22 protein-coding genes and 3 tRNA genes are annotated in these 23,552 nt (G+C 70.7%); 14 read left to right on the forward strand and 11 right to left on the reverse strand.

Annotated features, from left to right (window positions below; all coding sequences use genetic code 11):
• Window position 1: 1 nt before the first annotated feature.
• The 3 genes from FHS37_RS09880 to FHS37_RS09890 all read left to right on the forward strand — a co-directional run bounded on the left by FHS37_RS09880 (window position 2) and on the right by FHS37_RS09890 (window position 2,252).
• Entirely contained in the window at window positions 2–748 is a 747-nt protein-coding gene (locus tag FHS37_RS09880; RefSeq protein ID WP_184819193.1) for a DUF3566 domain-containing protein, read from the forward strand.
• 134 nt (window positions 749–882) lie between these two features.
• Window positions 883–959, forward strand: a tRNA-Ile gene (locus FHS37_RS09885).
• Window positions 960–1,979: 1,020 nt separating this feature from the next.
• Window positions 1,980–2,252 (forward strand): hypothetical protein, encoded by a 273-nt coding sequence (locus tag FHS37_RS09890; protein ID WP_184819195.1) that lies wholly within the window; start codon window positions 1,980–1,982, stop codon window positions 2,250–2,252.
• Window positions 2,253–2,410: 158 nt separating this feature from the next.
• Here FHS37_RS09890 and FHS37_RS09895 read toward each other — a convergent pair whose 3' ends face one another.
• A complete protein-coding gene (locus FHS37_RS09895) occupies window positions 2,411–2,788 on the reverse strand; it encodes a DUF6344 domain-containing protein (RefSeq protein WP_184819197.1) in 378 nt (125 codons plus the stop codon).
• Window positions 2,789–3,126: 338 nt separating this feature from the next.
• On the opposite strand from FHS37_RS09895, the gene FHS37_RS38800 reads away from it, so the two are divergent.
• Together FHS37_RS38800 and FHS37_RS09905 are read left to right on the forward strand one after the other, a co-directional pair.
• Entirely contained in the window at window positions 3,127–3,255 is a 129-nt protein-coding gene (locus tag FHS37_RS38800) for a DLW-39 family protein (RefSeq protein ID WP_003999697.1), read from the forward strand.
• A 153-nt stretch (window positions 3,256–3,408) separates the two neighbouring features.
• Window positions 3,409–4,755, forward strand: a complete 1,347-nt coding sequence (locus FHS37_RS09905; protein WP_229889983.1) for a hypothetical protein — start codon at window positions 3,409–3,411, stop codon at window positions 4,753–4,755.
• A gap of 14 nt (window positions 4,756–4,769) precedes the next feature.
• Here the strand turns inward: FHS37_RS09905 and FHS37_RS09910 are convergent, their stop codons facing one another.
• Both FHS37_RS09910 and FHS37_RS09915 read right to left on the reverse strand, forming a co-directional pair.
• Window positions 4,770–6,482, reverse strand: coding sequence for a protein kinase domain-containing protein (locus FHS37_RS09910; RefSeq protein WP_184819200.1), 1,713 nt, complete (start codon window positions 6,480–6,482; stop codon window positions 4,770–4,772).
• A 145-nt stretch (window positions 6,483–6,627) separates the two neighbouring features.
• Entirely contained in the window at window positions 6,628–7,176 is a 549-nt protein-coding gene (locus FHS37_RS09915; RefSeq protein WP_184819202.1) for a helix-turn-helix domain-containing protein, read from the reverse strand.
• A gap of 182 nt (window positions 7,177–7,358) precedes the next feature.
• Here FHS37_RS09915 and FHS37_RS09920 point away from each other — a divergent pair.
• A tRNA-Ala gene (locus FHS37_RS09920) sits at window positions 7,359–7,431 on the forward strand.
• 122 nt (window positions 7,432–7,553) lie between these two features.
• On the opposite strand, the gene FHS37_RS09925 is transcribed toward FHS37_RS09920, so the two are convergent.
• A complete protein-coding gene (locus FHS37_RS09925) occupies window positions 7,554–8,255 on the reverse strand; it encodes a DUF5324 family protein (protein WP_184819204.1) in 702 nt (233 codons plus the stop codon).
• Window positions 8,256–8,593: 338 nt separating this feature from the next.
• Here FHS37_RS09925 and FHS37_RS09930 point away from each other — a divergent pair, with 338 nt between their 5' ends.
• Window positions 8,594–9,121: a peptidylprolyl isomerase gene (locus FHS37_RS09930; RefSeq protein WP_184819206.1), complete on the forward strand. Its 528-nt coding sequence runs from the start codon at window positions 8,594–8,596 to the stop codon at window positions 9,119–9,121.
• 128 nt (window positions 9,122–9,249) lie between these two features.
• Entirely contained in the window at window positions 9,250–10,143 is an 894-nt protein-coding gene (locus FHS37_RS09935; RefSeq protein ID WP_184819207.1) for a rhomboid family intramembrane serine protease, read from the forward strand.
• 280 nt (window positions 10,144–10,423) lie between these two features.
• On the opposite strand, the gene crgA is transcribed toward FHS37_RS09935, so the two are convergent.
• Entirely contained in the window at window positions 10,424–10,678 is a 255-nt protein-coding gene (crgA, locus tag FHS37_RS09940; RefSeq protein WP_030215376.1) for a cell division protein CrgA, read from the reverse strand.
• A 141-nt stretch (window positions 10,679–10,819) separates the two neighbouring features.
• Between crgA and FHS37_RS09945 the strand changes: the two genes are divergently transcribed.
• The 5 genes from FHS37_RS09945 to FHS37_RS09965 all read left to right on the forward strand — a co-directional run bounded on the left by FHS37_RS09945 (window position 10,820) and on the right by FHS37_RS09965 (window position 14,583).
• Window positions 10,820–11,599: a DUF881 domain-containing protein gene (locus FHS37_RS09945; protein WP_184819209.1), complete on the forward strand. Its 780-nt coding sequence runs from the start codon at window positions 10,820–10,822 to the stop codon at window positions 11,597–11,599.
• A gap of 222 nt (window positions 11,600–11,821) precedes the next feature.
• A complete protein-coding gene (locus FHS37_RS09950) occupies window positions 11,822–11,983 on the forward strand; it encodes a hypothetical protein (protein WP_184819211.1) in 162 nt (53 codons plus the stop codon).
• On the forward strand, window positions 11,980–12,618 hold the full coding sequence (locus FHS37_RS09955; RefSeq protein ID WP_184819213.1) for an aminodeoxychorismate/anthranilate synthase component II: 639 nt from the start codon (window positions 11,980–11,982) through the stop codon (window positions 12,616–12,618). The genes FHS37_RS09950 and FHS37_RS09955 overlap by 4 nt, the downstream gene beginning before the upstream one ends.
• Entirely contained in the window at window positions 12,615–13,808 is a 1,194-nt protein-coding gene (locus FHS37_RS09960) for a class E sortase (RefSeq protein WP_184819214.1), read from the forward strand. Before FHS37_RS09955 ends, FHS37_RS09960 begins: the two co-directional genes overlap by 4 nt.
• Window positions 13,809–13,821: 13 nt before the next feature.
• Window positions 13,822–14,583 (forward strand): class E sortase, encoded by a 762-nt coding sequence (locus tag FHS37_RS09965; protein ID WP_229889982.1) that lies wholly within the window; start codon window positions 13,822–13,824, stop codon window positions 14,581–14,583.
• Between the two features lie 144 nt (window positions 14,584–14,727).
• Here FHS37_RS09965 and pknB read toward each other — a convergent pair whose 3' ends face one another.
• From pknB to FHS37_RS09995, 6 genes are all read right to left on the reverse strand, one after another.
• A complete protein-coding gene (gene pknB / locus FHS37_RS09970) occupies window positions 14,728–16,752 on the reverse strand; it encodes a Stk1 family PASTA domain-containing Ser/Thr kinase (protein ID WP_184819218.1) in 2,025 nt (674 codons plus the stop codon).
• Between the two features lie 169 nt (window positions 16,753–16,921).
• Complete coding sequence (locus FHS37_RS09975; RefSeq protein ID WP_184819220.1) at window positions 16,922–18,394, reverse strand: peptidoglycan D,D-transpeptidase FtsI family protein; 1,473 nt, start codon at window positions 18,392–18,394, stop codon at window positions 16,922–16,924.
• The gene (locus FHS37_RS09980; RefSeq protein ID WP_184819222.1) at window positions 18,391–19,827 is read right to left on the reverse strand and encodes an FtsW/RodA/SpoVE family cell cycle protein; all 1,437 of its coding nucleotides are present in this window, start codon (window positions 19,825–19,827) and stop codon (window positions 18,391–18,393) included. The genes FHS37_RS09975 and FHS37_RS09980 overlap by 4 nt, the downstream gene beginning before the upstream one ends.
• Before the next feature lie 27 nt (window positions 19,828–19,854).
• Window positions 19,855–21,399, reverse strand: coding sequence for a Stp1/IreP family PP2C-type Ser/Thr phosphatase (locus FHS37_RS09985; protein WP_184819978.1), 1,545 nt, complete (start codon window positions 21,397–21,399; stop codon window positions 19,855–19,857).
• Between the two features lie 132 nt (window positions 21,400–21,531).
• Window positions 21,532–22,038, reverse strand: coding sequence for an FHA domain-containing protein FhaB/FipA (locus FHS37_RS09990; protein WP_184819224.1), 507 nt, complete (start codon window positions 22,036–22,038; stop codon window positions 21,532–21,534).
• Between the two features lie 10 nt (window positions 22,039–22,048).
• Entirely contained in the window at window positions 22,049–22,903 is an 855-nt protein-coding gene (locus FHS37_RS09995) for an FHA domain-containing protein (RefSeq protein WP_184819226.1), read from the reverse strand.
• Between the two features lie 537 nt (window positions 22,904–23,440).
• On the opposite strand from FHS37_RS09995, the gene FHS37_RS10000 reads away from it, so the two are divergent.
• Window positions 23,441–23,524: transfer RNA gene (locus FHS37_RS10000), tRNA-Leu, on the forward strand.
• Window positions 23,525–23,552 lie beyond the last annotated feature (28 nt).

A 23,552-nucleotide genomic window follows, 5' to 3' on the forward strand; every position in this document is an offset into this window, starting at 1 on the left:
CGTGAGCGGAGCCACGGGCGCCGGATCGGCCGGTACCAGTATGGGGACGGACGGCGGCGCCCGTGGCTCCGCCGCGCGGGCGAACGATCCGCACACGACCAATCTCAAGGCGATCAAGGCGCCCGCCAAGAACGCACCCGCGACCGGCACACAGGGATCCCAGGGGGGAACGGTGACCGACACCCGAGGCCCGCAGCAGGCCGCGCCGCACCAGGGCGCCGCCGCTCAGACGGCCTCACCGCTGCCGGGGGAACGGCAGTCGCAGCAGCAGGCGGGGCCGTACCACCCGCCGCAGGCCTACCAGGCGCAGGACGGCACGGCGGAAGGCCCCGACGGCGCGGTGCGGCGACCGCGCACGGGGGCGCGCACCACGCCGCGCGTGCGCAAGGCACGCCTGCGCGTGGCGAAGGCCGACCCGTGGTCGGTGATGAAGGTCAGCTTCCTGCTCTCCATCGCGCTCGGCATCTGCACGATCGTCGCGGCCGCCGTGCTGTGGATGGTCATGGACGCCATGGGCGTGTTCTCGACGGTCGGCGGCACGATCTCCGAGGCGACCGGCTCCAACGAGTCGAACGGCTTCGACCTCCAGTCGTTCCTGTCGCTGCCCAACGTCCTGATGTTCACGACGGTCATCGCGGTCATCGACGTCGTCCTGGCGACGGCTCTGGCGACGCTCGGCGCGTTCATCTACAACCTCTCCGCGGGCTTCGTGGGCGGTGTCGAGCTCACGCTGGCCGAGGACGAGTGAGAGGACGGGTGAGCGGCGCGGACCACGTGTCCGGCCTCCACCCGCGGTCTGACGGACAACCGATTTTGGGACTGCCCCGGTCGTGCGCTAATCTTCAGGAGTCAGCGCGCGGGACACACACCGCAGAGCGCGGCGGGGCTATAGCTCAGTTGGTTAGAGCGCATCCCTGATAAGGATGAGGCCACAGGTTCAAATCCTGTTAGCCCCACCAGCGAGAGGACCCCCAGCCGATATCGGCTGGGGGTCTTCGGCATCCAGGGCCGACATCAACGGCGGTCACGGAACCGACCCCAGTGCCCGAGCGTCGTGCCTGGTGCGCGTGGTTCGTGAGGGAGGACCGTGGAAGACGATCCGCCGTGGTGGGGGATCCTGGTGATCTCGGCCGGGGCGACAGTGGTCCTCGGGGCGATCCTCCTGTCCACGGTTGCCGCGGTGGCTCTTGGCGTGAGCTGGGTGCGAAGCAGACGCGGCCGCTGACCGTCCGCCGGAAGGACCAGCCGGTGAGTGGGGCCTCCGGGAGTCCGGCGAGCGTGCCGGACGCGGCGGACCGTGATCCGGCGGACGCCGGCGCGCGTGACGAGCCGGTCGAGGACGCGGGAGGAGCCCACCGGGTCGACCATGCCGCCGTGCCCGGAGGAAGGGGCCAGGTCACGGTCCGGCTCCTGCGACCAGCGCTCACCGGCGGCCTTCCGCTCCCGCTCCCGCGGTTCCCGACGCTCCTCGAGGACACGGGCGCAGGACCCCGGGAGCGGGAGCACAGCCTGTGAGGACCCCGTCTTGAGGCCTTGGGGACCGGGCCCATGCCCTTGACCCGCTGCACCTGACCGACCGGGGCGAAGCGGCCGGCCACGAGGTCGATGTCCTGCCGGCACAACGGGATCGGTCGGGCGCCCGGCCCGCGTGGGACTACCCCCAGTCGGTCGGCTGACACCAGCGGCTGACGCCAACGGGCGCGGACGGCGACGGCCGGCGCCGAAGGGCAACGGACGATCGGCCAAGGGCACCGGGCGGCTTGCCGGTGTTGCCGGCTCTCCGTGATCGACCCGCCGAGGATGAGGCCGCAGGTTCAAGTCCTGTCAGTCCCGTCGGCGAGAAGACCCCCGGTCGATCACGACCGGGGGTCTTCGACGTACGCGGGTGGCACCCGGCCACCGGCGGCGCCGCGGTCCAGGGGGACGTCGGCGCCTCCGCGCCCGTCGACCGGGGGGTGTCGCGGACGAAGAATGCGCGCGTGTTGTTGACGGCGGGGTCCAGCGGCCCCTCTCCCGCTCCCTTCCTCCTGGTCCGGGGTCTCCTGGCGCTCGTGGGCGGAGGAGCGCTGGCCACCAGGAGCGCGTCCGCCCGCCGCCGGGCCTTCGTGAGCGACGGACTCGCGCAACGGCCCGGGAGCCGGGCCGGAGCCCGCGTCGTGCCCGTGGTCTTCCTGCGCGTCGTCGGAGGAGTCCTCGCGCTGGGCGGCCCGGTCGCCCTCTGCGCGGCGATCGTCATGACCGCGCGGAGCTGATCGCGCCGCCCGCGACACCGGTGGAACGCGGACAGGAGAAAGGCCCGGCTGCTCTGTCCGAGCTGCCGGGCCTGCTGCGTGCCGTGTTGCCGTACGCAAGTTCGCCGGTACTTCTGGGAGCGGACAACGGCACTGGTGAGGGGCGGAGACCCCCGGGGTCAGCGTTGGAGCGGCGTGTCGTCGGGGAGGGGCTCCGCAGGGGGCGCCGTGGCCTCGGAGCAGTCCGCGGCGGCCGGGTCCGCGGTCGAGGGCGTGTCCGAGGCCGGGCGGTGCCGGCAGCTGGGAGACTTCCCGTGGGCCTCGGCGTGGATGCGCTGTTTCATCGTCGGGGGCAGGGCGGTGAGGAGGGACCAGAGGAGCGGCACCGGTTCCGACGCGGTCGCGTCCGGGAGGCTCTCGCTCTCGCTGTTGCGCGTCGGCTCGGTCTGCGGTACGGCCGCGGAAGCGGTCGTGGTGACGAGTCCGAGCGCCGTGCAGAGCGCGAGGAAGGCGGTGACGATGGCGGTCCACAGCTTCATGACCTTGTTCCGGGCCATGGTCCCTCACTTTCGGGTCGGGCGATTTGCGTACTTTCCTCATCATGTGTATGAGGGTCGCGAAGTGGTGGACCGACGCCCGCGGCGCGTGGATGTTCAGATGAACACCACTCGGATGGGCGCAAAGAGGTCGAAAAACAGAGGAGACGGGAGAGAAGCGGCGAAAGTGACCGTCCGTGAGAGGGTGGTCACCCTCCGGCCGGGCCGGTGAGGTCCGCTCCTACTGTGCTGCGCCGGAGGGCAGTTGACGGGCCGACGCAGGTCACCGATCGGTATCGACCGGTGTGTATAGTCGGGCGCCAGAGGTCCCCTACGTCAAGGAAAGACGAGGTCGCGCGGTGAAGAAGCTTCTCCTGGTCGCACTGGCCGCCATCGGCGGGCTCCTCGTGTACCGCCAGATCCAGGCGGATCGCGCCGAGCAGGATCTGTGGACGGAGGCGACTGACTCCGTGCCCACGGGTTCGTGAGTACCGACATCCCACGCTGAACAGACCCCGGCCGCCCACGCGGCCGGGGTCTTGTTCGGAGCGGACCTTTGTCGGAGGGCCTCGTCCGGATCCCGTCCGGAGGGCAGGATGGGCCGCGGTGCGACACGTCGGGGCGACGACGAGGGGTGGCGCGTGAGGGGACGGCGGGGTACGGCGCGGGGGCGCGCACGCGCCGGGCACGGCCGGACGACGGCCACCGGACGCCTGGTCGTGGTGACGCTCGCGTCCGTGGCGGTCATGGGACTGGGAGGGGGACCGCCGGGTCGGCAGGCCCTCGCCGCCGGGACCGCCGGCGGTGCGTACGCCTTCGCCGAGGGCGCACAGACGGTGGACGGGGCCGCGAGCACCGCGGACGCCGTACGGCTGGAGGCCGGCCGCACCTACCGGAGCACCCTGCCGGGGAACGGCAAGGTCCACTACCGCCTGGAACTCGACGCCACCTCGAACACCTACGTCTCCGCCACCGCCGTCCCCCCGGCCGGACGCACCGTCTCCGCCACCGACGGCGTCAAGGTGTCCGTCCAGGACGGCGACGGCCGCTCCTGCGATGCGGACACGACGAGCTTCGGCGCCGCCGGCAGCCCCCATCCGGTCGCCGCGTGGGCCGTGCGGGAGATCTCCCCGAGGAGGTCCCTCTGCAAGGAGGCCGGTACGTACTACGTGACCGTCGAACGCGTCGACCGGGGCGGCGGGGGCTCCTCCCCCGGTCCGTGGGAGCTGGAGCTCACCGCGGTGTCGGAGCCGGCCCTGGAGAGGACCGGTGCGACGAGTGCGCCGGAGGAGTGGGACTCCGCCCCGCCCCGGCCCGTCACGGGGACGCCCGAGCGGCGCGCGGGAGGCGCGGGGTTCGCCCGGGCCACTCCCGTGGGCGAAGGGGTCTGGAGGGACGACGTCCGCCCCGGGCAGACCCTCTTCTACAAGGTCCCGGTCGACTGGGGTCGGCAGCTCCACGTCACCGCCGAACTGGGCAGTTCGCGCACGGACGGCAGCGTTTACGTCCCCGCGGCCCTGGACCTCGACCTCTACAACCCCGCACGCGGCCACGTCGCGGACGTGGGCGTCGGCTACGACGGCGACCAGAAGTCGGAGGATCTCGCCCCCCTGCCGCCGGTCGCGTACGCCAATCGTCACGACGCCAGGGGGCAGATCGGGGCGATGCGGTTCGCCGGTTCGTACTACCTCGTCGCCCACCTCGCGGCGGAGGTGGCGGACCACTTCGGGGACGGGCCCGTTCCGCTGACGTTGCGGGTGGGGCTCAGCGGTGCGGCGCAGGACGGGCCCGGGTACGCGGGGGAGGCCGTGCCGCCGGACGTCTTCGCGGTCACGGAGGAGGACCGGGAGGCGGCGGCCGAGGGCGCGGCGGCGGGCGACGACACGGCGATGAGGGCGCTCGCCGTGGGGGGCATCGGCAGCGGGAGCGCGCTGCTGGTGGGACTCGGCGTGTGGACGCTGGCGGCCCGGCGGCGGGCCGTTCCCTAGGCGGCAGGAGCCGCTCAGAGCCGGGTGAGGGCCCAGAACCCCACCGCGTAGCAGGCCAGGGCCAGGAGCAGCAGCGGGACGGCCACCTTCGCCGGAGGGCCGGACCGACGGCCGGACCGGTGGTGGGGCCGCCGGTGGGACCGGTGGGCGGCTCCGTGCTGCGGCATCCCCCCGGACGCGGGCGGAACCTGCAGGCCTCGGGCGGTGTATTCAGCGGTAGAGGCGTCGGCGCGCCGGAGCGGAGCCGAGCCGGGGTACGCGGTCGGTCGCGGCAGGGGGGAGCGCAGCGGGTGAGTGGGATCGTGGGGGGAGACGTGGCCGGCGGCGTGGGCCGGCTGGTGCGGCGCGCCGTACCGAGGGGTGTGTCGGCCCTGTTCCTGCGACTGGGGGACATGCGCGGGGGTCGGCGGAGCGGACCCGGGGGAGGAGGTGGCCGTGGCCCGGGGCGGCGGCAGGGGGAAGCTGCCGGTGTCCGACATGCCGGGTGGCTGCGGAGGGAGGGGCGGTGCCGCCGGGACGCCGGACGGCGTCGCGGAGGAAGTGGAGGAAGTGGAGGCAGCGGAGGCAGCGGAGGCGGTGGAGGAGGCGGGCGGTGGAGTCGCGGCGGGGGTGCTCCGACGCGGATCGGCGGGCGCGGCGCCCTCCCCCGTGTCCCTGCCCGGGCCCCCGCCCCCGCTCGGGCCGGACGGTACCGGGCCGGCTCCGGATCCGGTTCCCGCCGTCGTGGCCGCACCGGCGGACACGGAGCCGGTCGGGTCACCGGGGGCGGCCGCCGCGTCGTCTCGGGGGCCGGCGCCGGAGGGGGAGTCGCCCTCCGCGGGCCCGGGCACCACGCCCGGGGCCCTCTTCAGCGGACCGTGTGCGGCGAACCCCGGGGGGAGCGGGCCGAGTTGGTCGAAGATCTCGATCAGCTCGTCGTCGGGACCGGGCTCCGGCAGGAGCTCCGCGGCCGCGGCGAGCGCCTTGCGCGCCCCCGTGGCCGTGCGGAACCGCGCCTGCGGGTCCGGTTGCAGCAGCGTGGCCACGACCTGCCACAGCGGCTCGGGGATCCCCCGGGGAGCGCCTGGTGTCCCGTGGTCGGCGAAGTACTGGATGAGCGCCTTGGCGTCCGGTTTGGCGCCCTCCAGCAGATACAGCGCGACCAGACCCACGGCGAACAGGTCGGCGGGGAAGTCCGGTTCGGAGCCCATCATCTGCTCCGGCGCCAGATAACCCGGCGTGCCCACCACCAGATTGGTCTCGGTCAGCCGTGGCTCGCCCAGCCGCATCGCGATGCCGAAGTCGGACAGCCGCAACCGCGGTCTGCCCGTGCCGGTGGCCTCCAGGAGCACATTGGCGGGCTTGATGTCGCGGTGCACGACGTCCTCCGCGTGCACCGCGGCGAGGCCGGACAGCAGTTGGTCGAGCAGGGTGCAGACGAAGGCCGGCGGCAGGGGGCCGTAGTCGCCGACCAGGTGGACCAGCGAACCGCCGGCGACCAGGTCCATGGTGAACAGGACCTTGTCGTCGTCGGCGGCCCAGCTGGTGGGAGCGAGCACATGGGGGTGGTCGATCCGCAGGGCCTGCTCACGCACGAAGCGGAGCAGGGAGTGGGCGTCGCTCTGCAACAGGACCTTGGCGGCCACGTAACGGCGGCGACGGTGGTCCCAGGCGCGCCAGACGGCACCGACGCCCCCACGTCCGATCGGGTCGACCAGTTCGTACCGGCCGGCGAAGACCTCACCCATGGCTGTGCGTCGCTCCTCCCCCTGCGGTGTCCCCCTTGCCCCGTGTCTCCCCTTCGACGAGCGATACGACTCCCCTGCCTCGCGCCTCCCCTGCCCCCGTGGTCTCCTCCGGCGGCCGAACCCCCTTCGGCCGCCGGGCGGAGGATCAGTTCTGGTGGGACTGGTAGTGCGCGACCGCGTCGGAGGTGCGGCCGGCGCCGTAGACCCGGAGGAACTCTGCCAGCTCGGGGTGGGTGTGGGCGAGGGTGTCGGCGGCCTCGATGATGTCGCCGGCGGCCGCCACCGAACGCAGCAGGGACTGGATCTCGCGGACCACCCGCTTGACCGTGGGAGCGCCTGAACTGCTCGTCGTCTGCGTGGTGTTGCTGAGCACCGAGCCCCCCTGAGACTTCTTGATCTCCTCCATGCGCTCGGTCGCCTCGGCCGCGCTGACGCTGCCGTCCGCGACCTGCCCCGCCAGGTCCTGCAGCAGCTGCACCCGCTGGACCACCGCGGGGTTTCCGATCTTCGCCCGCTGGCCGCTCATCAGCTGCGACAGCATCGGCGCGGACAGTCCCAGTACCCCCGCGAGACGAGCCTGGTTGAGGCCGAGGTCGTCTATGAGCCTACGGAAGAGCGCCCCCAGCGGCTCCCCGTACCAGTTCCGCTGCAGTTCCCGCGCTCTTGCGGTGGCTTCCTGCTGTGCGGCGTCCATTGCGTCTCCCCATCGCTTCCCCATGAACCGCGGTTCGCTGTAGCGAACCACGCCGAGCATCTTACGGAGAGTGGTCGGTCACGGGGACCCCCAATCTTTTTGCGGAATCCCGGGGGTGACCCGGTACTCTGGTCACCGGCACCCGCCGGGGCGAGTTCCTTCCTGGTGGACGCTTCCCTTCCGGGGCCTTAGCTCAGTTGGTAGAGCGCTGTCTTTGCATGGCAGATGTCAGGGGTTCGACTCCCCTAGGCTCCACCCTCGGCCCCCTCCCAGCTGCGGAAACGTGGCGGGAGGGGTCCTGTTTCACGTGAAACAGCGCGGTGGGGCAGGAGACGTCCAAGTCTCCTGCCCCACCGCGCTGTTGCTGTCGCCGTGCGTCAGGGCTGCTCGTCGCGCTTGGCGGCCTCCTCCTCGGCCTCCTTCGCCTCGACCTCGGGGGCGAGCGTGGACCCGGCGCTGCCGTCCACCGACGTCAGCGTGGCCGATTCCGAGACGTCCGTCGCGGCCGGCGGTTCCACCAGCCAGTCCGGGTTGGCCTGCTTGTCCCACCACTTCCAGGCGGCGAAGGCGCCCCCGGCGACGACGCCCAGGATCAGGACCGTCCTCGCGGTCCGACCGGCCTTCGCCCGCCGCTGCTGCTTGCGAACCAGCTTCTGGATCTGCTGGGCCGAGACCTGGCCGCGCAGTGCGGCCAGCGCGGCGGCACTGCGGGCCGCGGCCTCCTCCTTGGCGGGCCCGGCGGCGGCCATCGCCTGCTCGATCATCGGCCGGGAGTACTCCGCCGCCTGCCGAGCGGCCCTGCGGGTGCGGAGAGCGGCCTCGTGGGCGGCCTGGTCGACCTTCGGCGGCACATGGGTCCGGGCCTGTTCCAGATACGGCTGCACATGGGTGCCGTACTGGACGCGGGCATGCCCGGCGGCTTGCGTCACCTTGGGCGCGAGCCGTACGCGTGCCTCCTGTGCGTAGTGCGCGGCCCTGACCTTGGCCGAGTCGGCGTAGGGCGCCACCACTTCCGCGGCGTGCAGCACGCTCTCCTTCGCCGAACCGGTCGCGGCGCGCACGCTGTCGATGCGGGTCACGGGTTCCTCCTCCTCGGTGGCGTACGGTATTTCGACTTTCCACCCTTTTACGGATCATGCCTGCCGCGACGCCGCGGGGCATGCGCGGACGGGCATCCGGGTGCCGTTGAAGTTGATCAATGGTGAGATCGAGTGCAATAGCGGATGAATCAGGGACAACGGGAGCTTGCTGCCGACAATGCCACGGATCGCCGCCGTCTGCCCTCGCCACGGGACTACTCGGCCGGTTTTCCGCAAGCGGAACGGTCCGGTTGCCCCCGGTGAACGGGTGACGGGCGACTGCGCGTCCCGTCCGTGCGAGGATCAGGGAGTCACGGAAAGACAACGGAAGGCACATCGTGGCTGAGCAGCTCTACGCCACCCTGAAGACCAACCACGGCGACATCCAGGTCCGGCTTTTCCCGAACCAGGCGCCGATCACGGTCAAGAACTTCGTCGAGCTCGCCAAGGGCGAGCGGGAGTGGACCCACCCGGAGACCGGTGCGAAGTCCACGGACAAGCTCTACGACGGCACGGTCTTCCACCGGGTGATCAGCGGCTTCATGATCCAGGGCGGTGACCCGCTGGGCAACGGCACCGGCGGTCCCGGCTACCAGTTCGAGGACGAGTTCCACCCGGACCTGCGCTTCGACAAGCCCTACCTGCTGGCGATGGCCAACGCCGGCCCGGGCACCAACGGCTCGCAGTTCTTCATCACCGTCGCCCCGACGGCATGGCTGAACCGCAAGCACACCATCTTCGGCGAGATCACCGACGCGGCCAGCCAGAAGGTCGTCGACAGCATCGCCTCCACGCAGACCAACCCGCGCACCGACCGTCCGCTGAACGACGTCGTGATCGAGTCGGTCGAGATCCGCGAGGGCTGAGCTCCTCGTCCCGAGGGTGTGAATACCCGCAGAGGGAACCAATCGCCCCGCTCATCCGTAAGGATGGGCGGGGCGGGGCTTTTCCACACGACCTGGCGGAGTTTTCTCCACACGACCTAGGGGTGCCCATGGACGACCAGGCTGCCGGCAGTCCGCAGGACGCCCGGAGCGTCCCCGTCTGTTACCGACACCCGGACCGCGAGACCGGCATTCGCTGCACCCGCTGCGAGCGCCCGATCTGTCCCGAGTGCATGGTCAACGCCTCGGTCGGCTTCCAGTGTCCGGAGTGCGTGCGCAGCGGCTCGGGCACGGGACACGCTCCCACGGCCTCCCTGCCCCGCACGATCGCCGGCGGCACCGTCGCCGCCGATCCCCGGCTGATCACCAAGGTCCTGATCGGGGTCTGTCTCGCCGTCTTCCTGGCCCAGCTGTCGCTCGGCGACCGCTTCACCGACCGCTTCGACCTCATCGGCCGTGCGTACGTCTCCTTTCCCGGGCCGCTCGTGGGCGTCGCGGAGGGGGAGTGGTACCGGCTGCTGACAGCGATGTTCCTGCACGGCAGCTACATCCACATCATCTTCAACATGCTCAGCCTGTGGTGGATCGGCGGCCCCCTGGAAGAGGCACTCGGCCGGGCCCGGTACATCGCCCTCTACCTGGCTTCCGGGCTCGCGGGCAGCGCGTTCACGTACCTCGTCGCGGCTCCGAACCAGCCCTCGCTCGGTGCCTCCGGCGCCATCTTCGGCCTCTTCGGCGCGATGGCCGTCCTGATGCGCCGCCTCAACTACGACATGAGGCCGATCGTCGCCCTGCTGGTGATCAATCTGATCTTCACCTTCAGCCCGGGCTTCAACATCGCCTGGCAGGCACATGTGGGTGGGCTCGTCGCCGGTGTCGTGATCGGGTACGCCATGGTCCACGCCCCGCGTGAGCGGAGGACACTGATCCAGTACGGCACCTGTGCACTGATGCTGGCCGTGGTGATTCTGACGGTCCTGTTGAGAACCGCACAGCTCACCTGAGCGCTGGGGTTGTCCACAGTTTGTGGCGGATCTTGTGCACAGGGTGCGGAAGCAGCGGCACCCGTGGTCGTTGACCCCTATCGGTGCAGGTCAGATGGGTTACGAACAAACTTTCGGTTGCCGGTGGGCTTGTCACACCGGAGTCAACCTCTGATGAGTTATCCACAGATCGGGGTTCGATTTCCCCATGTGGAAAACCTTGTGGATAACCCGGTGGACAATCCTGCCCAGAGCTTGTGGACAAGCTCTGGGCAGAGTCGCGCTCACCGTGCGGCGTCCCCTACTTCCACTGCGTCGAGACGCCGAACCCGGCGGCGATGAAGCCGAAGCCCACCACGATGTTCCAGTTGCCCAGGGCGTCGATGGGCAGCGAGCCGTCGGTGACGTAGAAGACGACGATCCAGGCCAGCCCGATGAGGAACAGGGCCAGCATCACCGGCGCGACCCAGGCGCGGTTGGTCAGCTTGAGCGCGGTCGTCTGCTTCGCCGGCGGCGGCGTGTAGTCGGCCTTCTTGCGGATACGTGACTTCGGCACGAGGGTCTCTCCTGTCGATGCGCTGCGTGGCCGCGCAGGGAACTGGGTCGGGCTCGGAGCAGCGTACAAGGGGACTCCGATCGCTCCCCCGGGCGTCCGTTAGCGTAGTGCTTCCGCGGCGCCGAAGGAGATAAGGGTACGTTGAGCAATTCTGCCGACTTCCCCGGGACGGAATCCAGCCCTGCCCGCCGACGCCGCTTCCGGCCCGTGCGCGTCCTCACCGCGGGTGTCTTCGCCCTCGCGGGACTCATCTTCTTCACCAGTTTCGACACGGCCAGGGGCACCGACATCCGCACGGACGCCTCGCTGTTGAGGCTGTCCGACCTGATCCACGAGCGCAGCCGCGAGAACGGCAGGCTGGAGGAGTCCAACGGCGCGCTGCGCAGGGACGTGGAGGCCCTCGCCGAACGCGACGACGGCAGCACCGAGGCGGAGGACGACAGACTCGCCGACCTGGAGAAGCGCGCGGGCACGCAGAAGCTCAAGGGCGAGGCGGTCACGGTCACCCTGAACGACGCCCCGCCGGACGCCACCGCCAAGCTCCCCGGCTACCCCGAGCCGCAGCCCGACTACCTGGTCATCCACCAGCAGGACCTCCAGGCCGTGGTGAACGCGATGTGGCAGGGCGGCGCCGAGGGCATCAAGGTCATGGACCAGCGGCTGATCTCCACCAGCGCGGTCCGCTGCGTGGGCAACACCCTGATCCTCCAGGGGCGCGTCTACTCGCCGCCGTACAGGATCACGGCGGTCGGCGACCCGGAGAAGCTGAGGAAGGCGCTCGCGTCCTCCCCGGCGATCCAGAACTACATGGTCTACGTCAACGTCTACGGGCTCGGCTGGAAGGTCGAGGACGACGGCACGGTGACCCTGCCCGGCTACTCGGGCACCGTGGACCTGCACTACGCGAAGCCCGTGGAGTAGGAGCCTGTGGAGCAGGGACCTGTGGAGCAACGGCGCGGCCCCGGGGAGAACCGCGCCCGCGGGCATCGAGGCGATCGCCCCCGCGCCCCGTACTTCCGGGTGTGCACACCCGGGCCCGTCCGGCTTCCACAGCCTGTGGAGAGCGGGGAACCGGAGGCGTCGCGCCGCTAGTCTGGTGGGTACGGCGTGGGCTCGGTGCCGTGGTACGACGGAAGGGACGGCATGTACAGCTGGATCTGGCGGCATCTGCCGGGGAACGGATGGGTGAAGGCCCTCCTCTCACTCGTGCTGGTCATCGCCGTGGTCTACCTCCTCTTCCAGTACGTCTTCCCGTGGGCCGAGCCGCTGCTGCCCTTCAACGATGTGACGGTGGACAACCAGTGAGCGCGCGCATTCTCGTCGTCGACAACTACGACAGTTTCGTCTTCAACCTGGTCCAGTACCTGTACCAGCTGGGCGCCGAGTGCGAGGTCCTGCGCAACGACGAGGTGTCGACGGCGCACGCGCAGGACGGTTTCGACGGCGTGCTGCTGTCCCCGGGCCCCGGCACCCCCGAGGAGGCCGGTGTCTGCGTGGACATGGTGCGGCACTGCGCGTCGACCGGGGTGCCGGTCTTCGGGGTCTGCCTCGGCATGCAGTCGATGCAGGTGGCGTACGGCGGGGTGGTGGACCGCGCGCCCGAGCTGCTGCACGGCAAGACCTCGCCGGTCGAGCACGGTGGCAAGGGCGTCTTCGCGGGCCTGCCCTCCCCGTTCACGGCGACCCGCTACCACTCCCTGGCCGCCGAGCCTGCCACGGTCCCGGCGGAGTTGGAGGTCACCGCCCGAACGCCGGACGGCATCGTGATGGGGCTGAGGCACCGTGAACTCCCGGTCGAGGGCGTGCAGTTCCATCCCGAGTCGGTGCTGACCGAGCACGGGCACCGGATGCTGGCCAACTGGCTGGCGGAGTGCGGCGACGAGGGGGCGGTGGCGAGGTCGGCGGGGCTCGCCCCGGTGGTGGGCAGGGCCACGGCGTGACCGCGCTGCGCCCCGAGCGCGAGTCCGGCGCCGGGTACGGGGAGTCCTTCACGGACGACTCCGCGCACGGCGCCGGCGGCGGGCAGGGCACCTCGTACGGGCAGCAGCCGTACGGGGCACCCGGCGCGCTCGGGGACGGCTGGTACGACAACGCCCCGCAGGAGCCCTACCCCTACGGCGCCTACGACTCCCACGGCGGCGCCTACGACTCCCACGGCGGCGCCTCCGACAGCACCGCGTACCTGCCGCCCGTCGACGACGAGACGGTGGCGCTGCGGGTCCCCGGGCCCCCGGGGACGCCGGAGCGACCGGATCAGCCGGATCGCTCGGTCCGGGAGGGGTCCCCGGCGGCCCCGGGCGGCCGGGCGGCCCGCAGGAAGGCCGCCAAACGGCGTCAGGGGCGGCGTGGGGGCCCCCGCAAGGCCGCGGCGTCCACGGGAGCGGCACAGGGGCCGGGGAGGGCGTCAGGGGCGCCGCTGTCACGGGTGGAGGCGCGTCGGCGGGCCCGGGCGCGCAAGGCGAGCCCCGCGGTCGTCGCCAGCCGCGCGATCGGCGAGGTGTTCATCACCACCGGCGTGCTGATGCTGCTGTTCGTCACCTACCAGCTGTGGTGGACGAACGTGCGGGCGCAGGCGCAGGCCGGCAAGGAGGTCAGCGACCTCCAGGACGACTGGGCGAACGGCAAGCGCAATCCGGGGACGTTCGAGCCGGGGCAGGGCTTCGCGCTGCTGCACATCCCGAAGCTGGACGTGGTGGTGCCGATCGCCGAGGGCATCAGCAGCAAGAAGGTGCTCGACCGGGGCATGGTGGGCCACTACGCGGAGGGCGCGCTGAAGACGGCGATGCCGGACGCGAAGACCGGCAACTTCGGGCTCGCGGGCCACCGGAACACGCACGGCGAGCCGTTCCGGTACATCAACCGGCTGGAGCCGGGCGACCCGATCGTCGTGGAGACGCAGGACACGTACTTCGTCTACAAGATGGCGTCGATCCTGCCGGTGACCTCACCGAGCAACATCAGCGTCCTCGACCCGATCCCGAGGGGCTCGGGCTTCGAGGAACCCGGCCGCTACATCACGCTGACCACCTGCACGCCGGAGTTCACCAGCAAGTACCGCATGATCGTCTGGGGCAAGATGGACGAGGAACGGCCGCGCAGCAAGGGCAAGCCGGATGCGCTCGTCAGTTAAGGGCAGAGGGAACGTGGCAGCGACCACCGACGACACCGAACAGCACGACGACGGGCCCGCCGCACCGCCGCCCGCGGCACGCCGCCGCATGGGCCCGGTCGTGGCGGCGGTCAGCGTCTTCGGGGAACTCCTCATCACCGCGGGCCTGGTGCTGGGCCTGTTCGTCGTCTACTCGCTGTGGTGGACGAACGTCGTCGCCGACCGCGCGGCGGACCAGCAGGCGGACAAGGTCCGTGACTCCTGGGCCCAGGGGCCAGGGGGCGACGGCGACGGTCCCGTCTCCTTCGACAGCAAGGACGGCATCGGCTTCCTGCACGCACCCACGATGAGCGGTGACGAGATCCTCGTCGAGAAGGGCACCTCGATGAAGGTCCTCAACGACGGCGTCGCCGGCTACTACACCGACCCGGTCAAGGCGACCCTGCCGACCTCCGGCAAGAAGGGCAACTTCTCCCTCGCGGCGCACCGGGACGGCCACGGGGCCAAGTTCCACGGCATCCACAAGATCGAGAAGGGCGACCCGATCGTCTTCGAGACGAAGGACACGTGGTACGTCTACGAGGTCTACGGCATCCTTCCCGAGACCTCGAAGTACAACGTCCAGGTCCTGTCCCCGGTCCCGAAGGAGTCCGGGAAGGAGAAGGCCGGCCACTACATCACGCTGACGACCTGCACGCCGGTGTACACGAGCAAGTACCGGTACGTCGTCTGGGGCGAACTGGTCCGCACGGAGAAGGTGGACGACGACCGGACGCCCCCGGAGGAACTGCGCTGACGGAGACACCGCGCTGACGGGGATCCCGTCCCGGGCCCGGCGCGGCGTCTCCGGCCGCGCGTTCGGGACGGACCCGTGAGGAAGAGCCCCGGCCCCCCCTTCGGAGGGGGCCGGGGCTCTTTCCGTGCGGGGAGGGGCTACGGGTCAGTCGTCCTCGCGGCCGCCGGTGAGGCCGCCGAAGAGGCCGCCGCCGTTGTTGCCGTTGTTGCCGTTGTTGCCGCCCTGCTGGCCGGCGGCGAACAGGGTGACCTTGTCGCCCTTCTTCACCTCTTGCCCCTCGGGCGGGTTGCTCCCGAACACGATGGCGTTGTCGTCGCCCGCGCCCTGGACCCTCTCGAGCTGCAGGCCCGCCTGGGCGAGGACCTGCTTGGCCTGGCCGACCGTCATCTGGGTCACCTTGGGCATCGCGAACTTCTCGTTCACCGGCGCCTTGGCGACCTTGACGGTGACCGTGCTGCCGCGGTCGACGTCCGTGCCCGGGGCGAAGCTCTGCTCGAAGATCTTCCCCTCGGGCTGGGCCGTGGACTCCTCCTGCGTCTGGGCGCCGAGCACCAGGCCCTTCGACTCCAGCAGCGTCCTGGCCTCCTCGGGGGTGCTGCCCAGCAGGCTCGGGACGGTCACCTGGGCCGTCTCCCGGGCGACCGTGAGGGTGACGGTCGAGCCCTTCTGCTTCGAGGTGCCGCCCGCGGGGTCCTGGGAGAGCACCGTGTCCGGTGTCTGCGTGGACTCCTGGGCCTGCTTCTCGACCTCGAAGCCCTTCTCCTTCAGGGCCTCCTCCGCCTCGGCGAAGGTGAGCCCCTCGACGTCCGGGACCTCGACCTTCGGCGCCCCGGTCGACACCACCAGCTCGACGGTGGACTGCTTGTCGACCTTGGTGCCTTGCTCCGGGTTCTGGTCGCAGATCTTGCCCTTGGGCTGCTCCTCGCAGGGCTTTTCCTCGAAGGTGAGCTTCAGGTCGGCGTTGACGGCCTGCCTCTCGGCGTCCTCCCTCGTCTCGCCCACGAAGTTCGGGGTCGCGACGGTGTCGTTGCCCACGCCGCCGTTGCCGCTGAAGGCCCAGCGGCCGATCAGGATCGCGCCGATCAGGACCAGGACACCCGCCACGACCAGCAATATCGTCGAGGTGTTGTTCTTCCGTGGGGCCTGGCGGCGCCGGTCGGGGCGGTCGTCGTAGCCGTAGCCGCCGTCGTCCGGGTTCATGGGCGGCAGCATCGTCGTCGCGGCGGCGGCGCCGGGGCCGGCGTCCGAGCGCAGGGCCGTCGTCGGCTGGTCGTCGGGGTAACCGCCGTAGCCCGCCGCGACGCCCATCGCCGCGGTGGCCGCGACCGGCTGGCCGTCGAGGCAGGCCTCGATGTCGGCGCGCATCTCGTCGGCCGACTGGTAGCGGTAGTCGGGGTCCTTGACCAGCGCCTTCAGCACGATCGCGTCCATCTCGGGCGTGATCTCGGGGTCGAAGACGCTCGGCGCCTGCGGTTCCTCCCGCACGTGCTGGTAGGCGACCGCGACCGGGGAGTCGCCCACGAAGGGCGGGCGGACGGTCAGCAGCTCGTACAGCAGGCAGCCGGTGGAGTACAGGTCGGAGCGCGCGTCGACCTGCTCGCCCTTGGCCTGCTCCGGCGAGAGGTACTGCGCGGTGCCGATGACGGCGGCGGTCTGCGTCATCGTCATGCCGGAGTCGCCCATCGCACGGGCGATGCCGAAGTCCATCACCTTGACCTGGCCGTTGCGCGTCAGCATGACGTTGGCCGGCTTGATGTCGCGGTGGACGATGCCGTTGCGGTGGGCGTACTCCAGGCCCTGGAGGATGCCGATGGTCATCTCCATGGCCCGCTCCGGCAGCAGCTTGCGGCCGCTGTGCAGGAGCTCGCGGAGCGTGGAGCCGTCGACGTACTCCATGACGATGTACGGGATGGACACCCCGTCGATGTAGTCCTCGCCCGTGTCGTAGACCGCGACGATCGCGGGATGGTTGAGCGAGGCGGCCGACTGGGCCTCCCGGCGGAACCGGGCCTGGAAGGACGGGTCGCGTGCGAGGTCCGCGCGCAGCGTCTTCACCGCCACCTGGCGTCCGAGCCGGGTGTCATGCGCGTGGTAAACCTCCGCCATGCCACCACGGCCGAGCACCGGGCCCAGCTCGTACCGGCCGCCGAGGCGACGCGGCTCTTCCATAGCTACCTACCAGCCCTCTCCGTCGGTCCCGGGCGGCACACGCGTGCCGCCGGAGGCTGCCGTCCGGGCCTACCGTACCCGGCTCTTTTTGTGTGACCTGGCCAAGTGCGTCAGCCGATACAGGACCGGTACCGCAACGTGCACCGATGTGAAGCAGACGTGAGCAGGGTCACTGCTTGCTCTTGAGGACCGCCTCCATCACGCTCTTGGCGATCGGCGCGGCGAGGCCGCCACCGGAGATGTCGCCGCGCACGGCGTCCTCGTCCTCGATCACGACCGCGACGGCCACCGGCGAGCTGCCGTCGTCGCCCTTGGCGTAGGAGATGAACCAGGCGTAGGGGTTCTCCTTGTTGTCCACGCCGTGCTGGGCGGTACCGGTCTTGCCGCCCACGGTGACGCCGGGGATGCGGGCGTTGCCGCCGGTGCCCTCCTCGACGACCGTCTCCATCATCGACTGCAGGATCTGCGCGTTCTTCGCCGACATCGGCCTGCTCATCTCCTCCGGGTCCGTCTTCTCGATGGTGTCGAGGTTCGGGGCCTGGAGTTCGTCGACCATGTACGGCTTCATCAGCGTGCCGTTGTTGGCGATGGCGGCGGTGACCATGGCCATCTGCAGCGGGGTCGCGGCGGTGTTGAACTGGCCGATGGAGGACAGGGCGACCTCCGAGGGGGCCATGTCCTCGGAGAAGACCGAGGCGCTGGAGCGGACCGGGGTGAACTGCTCCTCGGTGAAGCCGAACTTCTTGGCCATCTCCAGCATCTTGTCGTTGCCGATCTCGGAACCGACCTTGCCGAAGACGGTGTTGCAGGACACGCGCAGCGCCTCGCGCAGGGTGGCGTCCTCGCAGGGCAGGTCACCGTCGTTCTTCAGCTCGGTCCTGGTGCCGGTCATGATCCACGGCAGCGGCGTGTCGGTCCTCTCGTCCGCCGAGGTGTACTTGCCGTACTCCAGCGCGGCCGCGGCGGTGACGACCTTGAAGGTGGACCCGGGCGGGTAGACCTCGCGCAGGGCCCGGTTGAGCATCGGGTCGTCGGGGTTGTTCTTCTTCTGGAGGTCCTTCCACGCCTTGGCGTCCGAGGCGTCGTCGCCGGCGATCGTGGACGGGTCGTAGGAGGGGAAGGAGGCCAGCGCGAGGATCTTGCCGGTGGACGGCTCGATGGCGACGACGGAGCCCTTGCCCCCCTGTGCCTTCAGGCCGTTGTACGCGGCCTTCTGCGCGGCGGCGTTGAGCGTGGTGACGACGTTGCCGCCCTCCTTCTTCTTGCCCGTGAGCATGTCGAGCGTGTTGCGGAAGAAGAGGCGGTCGTCGTTGCCGGTGAGGATGCCGTCCTCGATGGACTCCAGCTGGTTGGCGCCGAAGGCCTGCGAGACGAAGCCGGTGACCGGCGCCCACATGGCGCCGTTCTTGTAGGTGCGCTTGTACTTGAAGTCGCCCTCGGTGGTCGTGTGCCCGGTGATGGGCTCGCCGCCGACGATGATGTCGCCGCGCGGGGAGGCGTACCGCTCGATGGCGACGCGGCGGTTGTGCTCGTCGGTCCTCAGCTCGTCGGCCTGGACGTACTGCAGCCAGTTGTCCCGGATGAGCAGGGTGAGGACGAGCAGGCCACAGAAGATCGCGATCCGGCGCAGGGGCTTGTTCACGGGCGGACCACCTGGGTCATCTCGGCGTCGGGGTTGGCGGCGGGGGCGGGCGCCGGGCGTCGGGCGGTGTCACTGATCCTGATCAGGATGCCGATCAGCGCCCAGTTGGCGATGACGGAGGAACCTCCGTACGCCAGGAACGGCATCGTCATGCCGGTCAGCGGGATCAGGCCCATGACGCCGCCGGCGACGACGAAGACCTGGAGCGCGAAGGCGCCGGACAGGCCGATGGCGAGCAGCTTGCCGAACGGGTCGCGGGCGGCGAGGGCGGTGCGCACGCCGCGCTCCACGATCAGCGCGTACAGCAGGAGCAGCGCCATGACGCCGGCCAGGCCGAGCTCCTCGCCGAAGGTGGCGAGGATGAAGTCGGAGTTGGCGGCGAACCGGATGAGGTCGGAGTGGCCCTGGCCCCAGCCGGTGCCGAGGGTGCCGCCGGAGCCGAAGGCCCACAGGGCCTGCATGGCCTGCTCGGAGTGGCCGACGACGCCCTCGCGGGAGAGCGTGTACTCCCGCATCGGGTCGAGCCAGGCGTCGACGCGCTGCTGGATGTGCGGCTCGAAGGAGGCCACGCCGACGGCGCCGGCGGCGGACATCAGCAGACCGAAGACGATCCAGCTGGTCCGCTCGGTGGCGACGTACAGCATGATCACGAACATGCCGAAGAACAGCAGCGAGGTGCCGAGGTCGGTCTCGAAGACCAGGATGAGGATCGACATCGCCCAGACGGCGAGGATCGGGCCGAGGTCGCGGCCGCGCGGCAGGTACAGGCCCATGAAGCGGCGGCTGGCCAGCGCGAGCGCGTCGCGCTTCACCATCAGGTAGCCGGCGAAGAAGATCGCCAGGACGATCTTGGCGAACTCACCGGGCTGGATGGAGAAGGAACCGACCTGGATCCAGATCTTGGCGCCGTAGATGTTCCGGCCGAGGCCCGGCACCAGCGGGAGCAGCAGCAGGACCAGCGCGCCCAGCATGGAGATGTAGGTGTAGCGCTGCAGGACGCGGTGGTCCTTGAGGAAGAACAGCACGGCGACGAACAGGGCGATGCCCATCGCGGTGTACATGAGCTGCCGGGGCGCGGCCGTGCCCGCCTGCTTGATCGACTGCAGCAGCTCGGACTGGTCGAGCCGCCAGATGGCGACGAGCCCGAGCCCGTTGAGCAGGGTGGCCAGCGGCAGCAGCAGCGGGTCCGCGTACGGGGCGAACTTCCGTACGACGAGGTGGCCGACGCCCGCCAGCAGGCCGAGGCCCAGGCCGTAGCTCAGCAGCCCGGCGGGTACCTCGTCGTTGAGGGCGAGTCCCACGTTGGCGTAGGCGAAGACCGGGATGACGACGGCGAAGACCAGGAGCGCGAGCTCGGTGTTGCGGCGGCTGGGCGCGCCGATCGCGCCGATCGTGGACGTGTGGTGCGTCGACGGATTGGTTGTACTGCTCATCGTGTGACAGGGCCTCTCACGGCTTGCCTACTGCTGCTTACCGCACAGCGAGACGACCTTCTGCTCTTGTTCCGAGAGGCTGGGGCCGGGGTTGGAAGTGGGTGCGGTGGTGGACGGGGGCGTGGACTGCTGTGGAGCCTTCGTCGAGCCCGAGGGGTTCGGCGTCGGTGATGCCTTGGACGTGAAGGAGGCGGGAGTGGTTCCCGTGGTGCCCCCGGCCTCGCCCTCACCGGTCTTCGCGTTGTTCTCGCTCTCGGCGGCGCGCCGCTCCGCCTGCTTCCTGCACGCGGAGGCCTGGACGGACAGTTCCTCGATCTTCGCGCGGGCGCCCTCGAGGTCGCCCTCGGCGATGGTCGCCTCGACCAGCTTCCGCTGGTAGGGCGGCAGGTACTTGAGTTCGATCTCGGGGTGGTCCTTGACCACCTCCGACAACGAGACCCAGGCCAGGTCCTGGCTGATGCCCCGGTACAGCGCGACGTGCTCGTCGTTGGTGCCGACGTAGTACTGCGTCTGCGTCCAGCGCCAGCCGCCGTACAGGCCGCCGCCGAGGACGGCGAGGGCGAGCAGGCCGTAGACGGACCGCTTGAGCCACCTGCGGTCCTTGCGGGGCTTGACGAAGTCGTCGTCGCCGTAGTCGAAGCCGTCGGTGGGGATGAAGCCGGTGATGTCGCCGCTGCCGGGCGGCCCGAACTCGCCGCCGCCGCCCTCCGGGCGCCGGCGGCCGAGACCGGAGGCGCGGCCGGCCGGGGTCTGCATGATGCCGTTGTCGTTCGGCTGGTTCTGGTTCTCGGCGACGGCGCCCACCACGACCGGGGTGTCGGACAGCTGCCCGGCGAGGGTGTCCCCGGTGTCGAGGTCCAGGACGTCGGCGACGATCACGGTGATGTTGTCGGGGCCGCCGCCGCGCAGTGCCAGCTCGATCAGGTTCTGCACGGTCTCCTGGGGGCCCTGGTAGCTGGCCAGGGCCTCCTCCAGGGTCTGGTGGGAGACCACGCCGGACAGTCCGTCGGAGCAGATCAGGTACCGGTCGCCGGCCCGGACCTCGCGGATGGACAGGTCGGGCTCGACGTGGTCGCCGCTGCCGAGGGCCCGCATGAGCAGGGACCGCTGGGGGTGGGTGGTCGCCTCCTCCTCGGTGATCCGGCCCTCGTCGACCAGGCGCTGCACCCAGGTGTGGTCCTGGGTGATCTGGGTGAGGACGCCGTCGCGCAGGAGGTAGGCGCGGGAGTCGCCGACGTGCACCATGCCGAGGCGCTGACCGGTCCACAGCAGGGCGGTCAGGGTGGTGCCCATGCCCTCGAGCTGGGGGTCCTCCTCGACCATCATGCGCAGCTGGTCGTTGGCCCGCTGGACGGCGGTGCCGAGCGAGGTGAGCAGGTCGGAGCCGGGGACGTCGTCGTCGAGGGCGACGATGGTGGAGATCGCCTCGGAGGAGGCGACCTCTCCGGCGGCGGCGCCGCCCATGCCGTCGGCGATGGCGAGCAGGCGCGGCCCGGCGTAACCGGAGTCCTCGTTGCCCTCCCGGATCATCCCCTTGTGCGATCCGGCGGCGAAGCGCAGGGACAGACTCATGCGCACCTCGCCCGTCGGCTCCGGGTACAGCCGGTCGTGTCGAGCCACACTGCCCACCCTCCGGTCGGGAGCGCGCCGGGACCCTGGCGGGGGACCCCCACTGCGTGCTCGCTCCGCTCGCTCATTGTCGTACTACTTCCGCAGCTCGATGACGGTCTTGCCGATGCGGATCGGCGCACCCAGCGCGATCGGTGTGGGGGTCGTCAGCCGGGTCCGGTCCAGGTAGGTGCCGTTCGTGGAGCCCAGGTCCTCGACGATCCACTGGCCGTCGCGGTCCGGGTAGATCCTGGCATGGCGGCTGGAGGCGTAGTCGTCGTCCAGCACGATGGTGCTGTCGTGCGCCCGGCCCAGGGTGATGGTCTGGCCCTGGAGCGCGACGGTGGTGCCGGTGAGGGTTCCTTCGGTCACGACCAGCTTGGTGGGGGTGTTCCGGCCGCGGCGGCCGCCGGACTGCTGGCGCTGCGGCGGAGGCGCCTGCCGGGCGGCCTGCTGCGGCCGGCCGGCGTCCCGTCGTGATCCGCGCTGGGTGACGCGGGTCCCGAACAGGTCACTCCGGATGACCTGCACGGCCACGATCACGAACAGCCACAGAACGGCCAGGAACCCCAGCCGCATGACCGTGAGGGTCAGCTCTGACATTGCCCCCGCTTCACCCTTCGGCTTGCCTATAGATAACGGTGGTGCTGCCCACGACGATCCGCGAGCCGTCGCGGAGCGTAGCGCGGGTGGTGTGCTGCCCGTCCACCACGATGCCGTTGGTGGATCCGAGATCCTGGATCGTCGAGGGCGTTCCGGTCCGGATCTCGCAGTGCCGGCGGGAGACGCCGGGGTCGTCGATCCGCACGTCGGCGTCGGTGCTGCGGCCCAGCACCAGCGTGGCGCGGGAGATCTGGTGGCGGGTGCCGTTGATCTCGATCCAGTAGCGCGCGCGCCCGGTGGGGGCGGGCGCGGCGGGGGGCCGCTGGCCGCCCGCGGGCTGCGGGTAACCGTAACCGCCGCGGCCCCCGGGCGGCGGCGCGGACGGCATGGGCGGGGCGCCCGCGGGGGCGGCCGGCGGGTAGCCGTAGCCGCCGGCGCGGCCGGCCGGCGGGGCGCCGACGGGACCCGCGGGGCCGGGCGACTGGCTGCTGGAGGAGGCGAGCGTACGGCTGCGCACCCGGTACAGGCCGGTGTCGAGGTCCTCGGCCTTCTCCAGGTGGACCTTGATGGGACCCATGAAGGTGTAGCGCTGCTGCTTGGCGTAGTCGCGCACCATGCCGGCCAGCTCGTCGCCGAGCTGGCCGGAGTACGGGCTGAGCCGCTCGAAGTCCGGGGTGCTCAGCTCGACGATGAAGTCGTTGGGGACGACGGTGCGGTCGCGGTTCCAGATGGTGGCGTTGTTGTCGCACTCCCGCTGGAGCGCTCCCGCGATCTCCACGGGCTGCACCTCGGACTTGAACACCTTGGCGAAGGTGCCGTTGACCAGACCTTCGAGACGCTGCTCGAACTTCTTCAGGACTCCCATGGGGCACCTCCTCCGTCGCTGCCGTCCTGTGTACTGCCCCGTGCACCGTGTCGTGCACCGTTTACCTGGTACTGCTTACTGATCGTATCCACGCGCCGCCCGATCGGCTGGTTCCCCCTGTCCGCCCCGTCGACGGGTGTCGACGCCTGACGAGGTTCCCTCCGGGACTCCTCTTCGAACTCCTTCGGCCGTGCTGGTGCGCGTCGTTCTGCCATGGATCGTAGAGGGGGCCACAGACCAGTGTCCCGCACCCGGCTGTGGACTCCGTCCGGCTCCCGGGGAGACGAGGGCCACCGGTACGAGGTTGATACGAGATGAAGTTCCGGCCGGTACGCGAGCGGGGGCGGCACCCGCCCCCGGCCGGCCGGGACGAGGGCGGGCCGGGGGCGGGGCCGGCGGGCCCGGGGGCGCTGCTCAGGGCAGGTGGGGGCGGGGGCCGGGGAAAGGGATGTGAATCCACCCTGGCCGGCGTGCTAATGTTCTGGATGTCGGAAGGCGCCGGGCCCCAAGGGGGCGGGGCTCGAGGACACACCCAATGCGCGGGTGGCGGAATAGGCAGACGCGCTGGATTCAGGTTCCAGTGCCCGCAAGGGCGTGGGGGTTCAACTCCCCCCTCGCGCACACCGTCGGACGGGCGGCATCCATCGGA

It is taken from the genome of Streptomyces griseomycini (assembly GCF_014203535.1).
Lineage (GTDB): Bacteria > Actinomycetota > Actinomycetes > Streptomycetales > Streptomycetaceae > Streptomyces > Streptomyces griseomycini.

What these genes read in the sequence shown, in the direction of transcription:
- FHS37_RS09895 (WP_184819197.1), bottom strand. Translation starts at nt 2,788, where the DNA reads ATGGCCCGGAACAAGGTCATGAAGCTGTGGACCGCCATCGTCACCGCC.
- FHS37_RS09910 (WP_184819200.1), bottom strand. Translation starts at nt 6,482, where the DNA reads ATGGGTGAGGTCTTCGCCGGCCGGTACGAACTGGTCGACCCGATCGGA.
- FHS37_RS09915 (WP_184819202.1), bottom strand. Translation starts at nt 7,176, where the DNA reads ATGGACGCCGCACAGCAGGAAGCCACCGCAAGAGCGCGGGAACTGCAG.
- FHS37_RS09935 (WP_184819207.1), top strand. Translation starts at nt 9,250, where the DNA reads ATGGACGACCAGGCTGCCGGCAGTCCGCAGGACGCCCGGAGCGTCCCC.
- FHS37_RS09950 (WP_184819211.1), top strand. Translation starts at nt 11,822, where the DNA reads ATGTACAGCTGGATCTGGCGGCATCTGCCGGGGAACGGATGGGTGAAG.
- pknB (WP_184819218.1), bottom strand. Translation starts at nt 16,752, where the DNA reads ATGGAAGAGCCGCGTCGCCTCGGCGGCCGGTACGAGCTGGGCCCGGTG.
- FHS37_RS09980 (WP_184819222.1), bottom strand. Translation starts at nt 19,827, where the DNA reads ATGAGCAGTACAACCAATCCGTCGACGCACCACACGTCCACGATCGGC.
- FHS37_RS09985 (WP_184819978.1), bottom strand. Translation starts at nt 21,399, where the DNA reads ATGAGTCTGTCCCTGCGCTTCGCCGCCGGATCGCACAAGGGGATGATC.
- FHS37_RS09990 (WP_184819224.1), bottom strand. Translation starts at nt 22,038, where the DNA reads ATGTCAGAGCTGACCCTCACGGTCATGCGGCTGGGGTTCCTGGCCGTT.
- FHS37_RS09995 (WP_184819226.1), bottom strand. Translation starts at nt 22,903, where the DNA reads ATGGGAGTCCTGAAGAAGTTCGAGCAGCGTCTCGAAGGTCTGGTCAAC.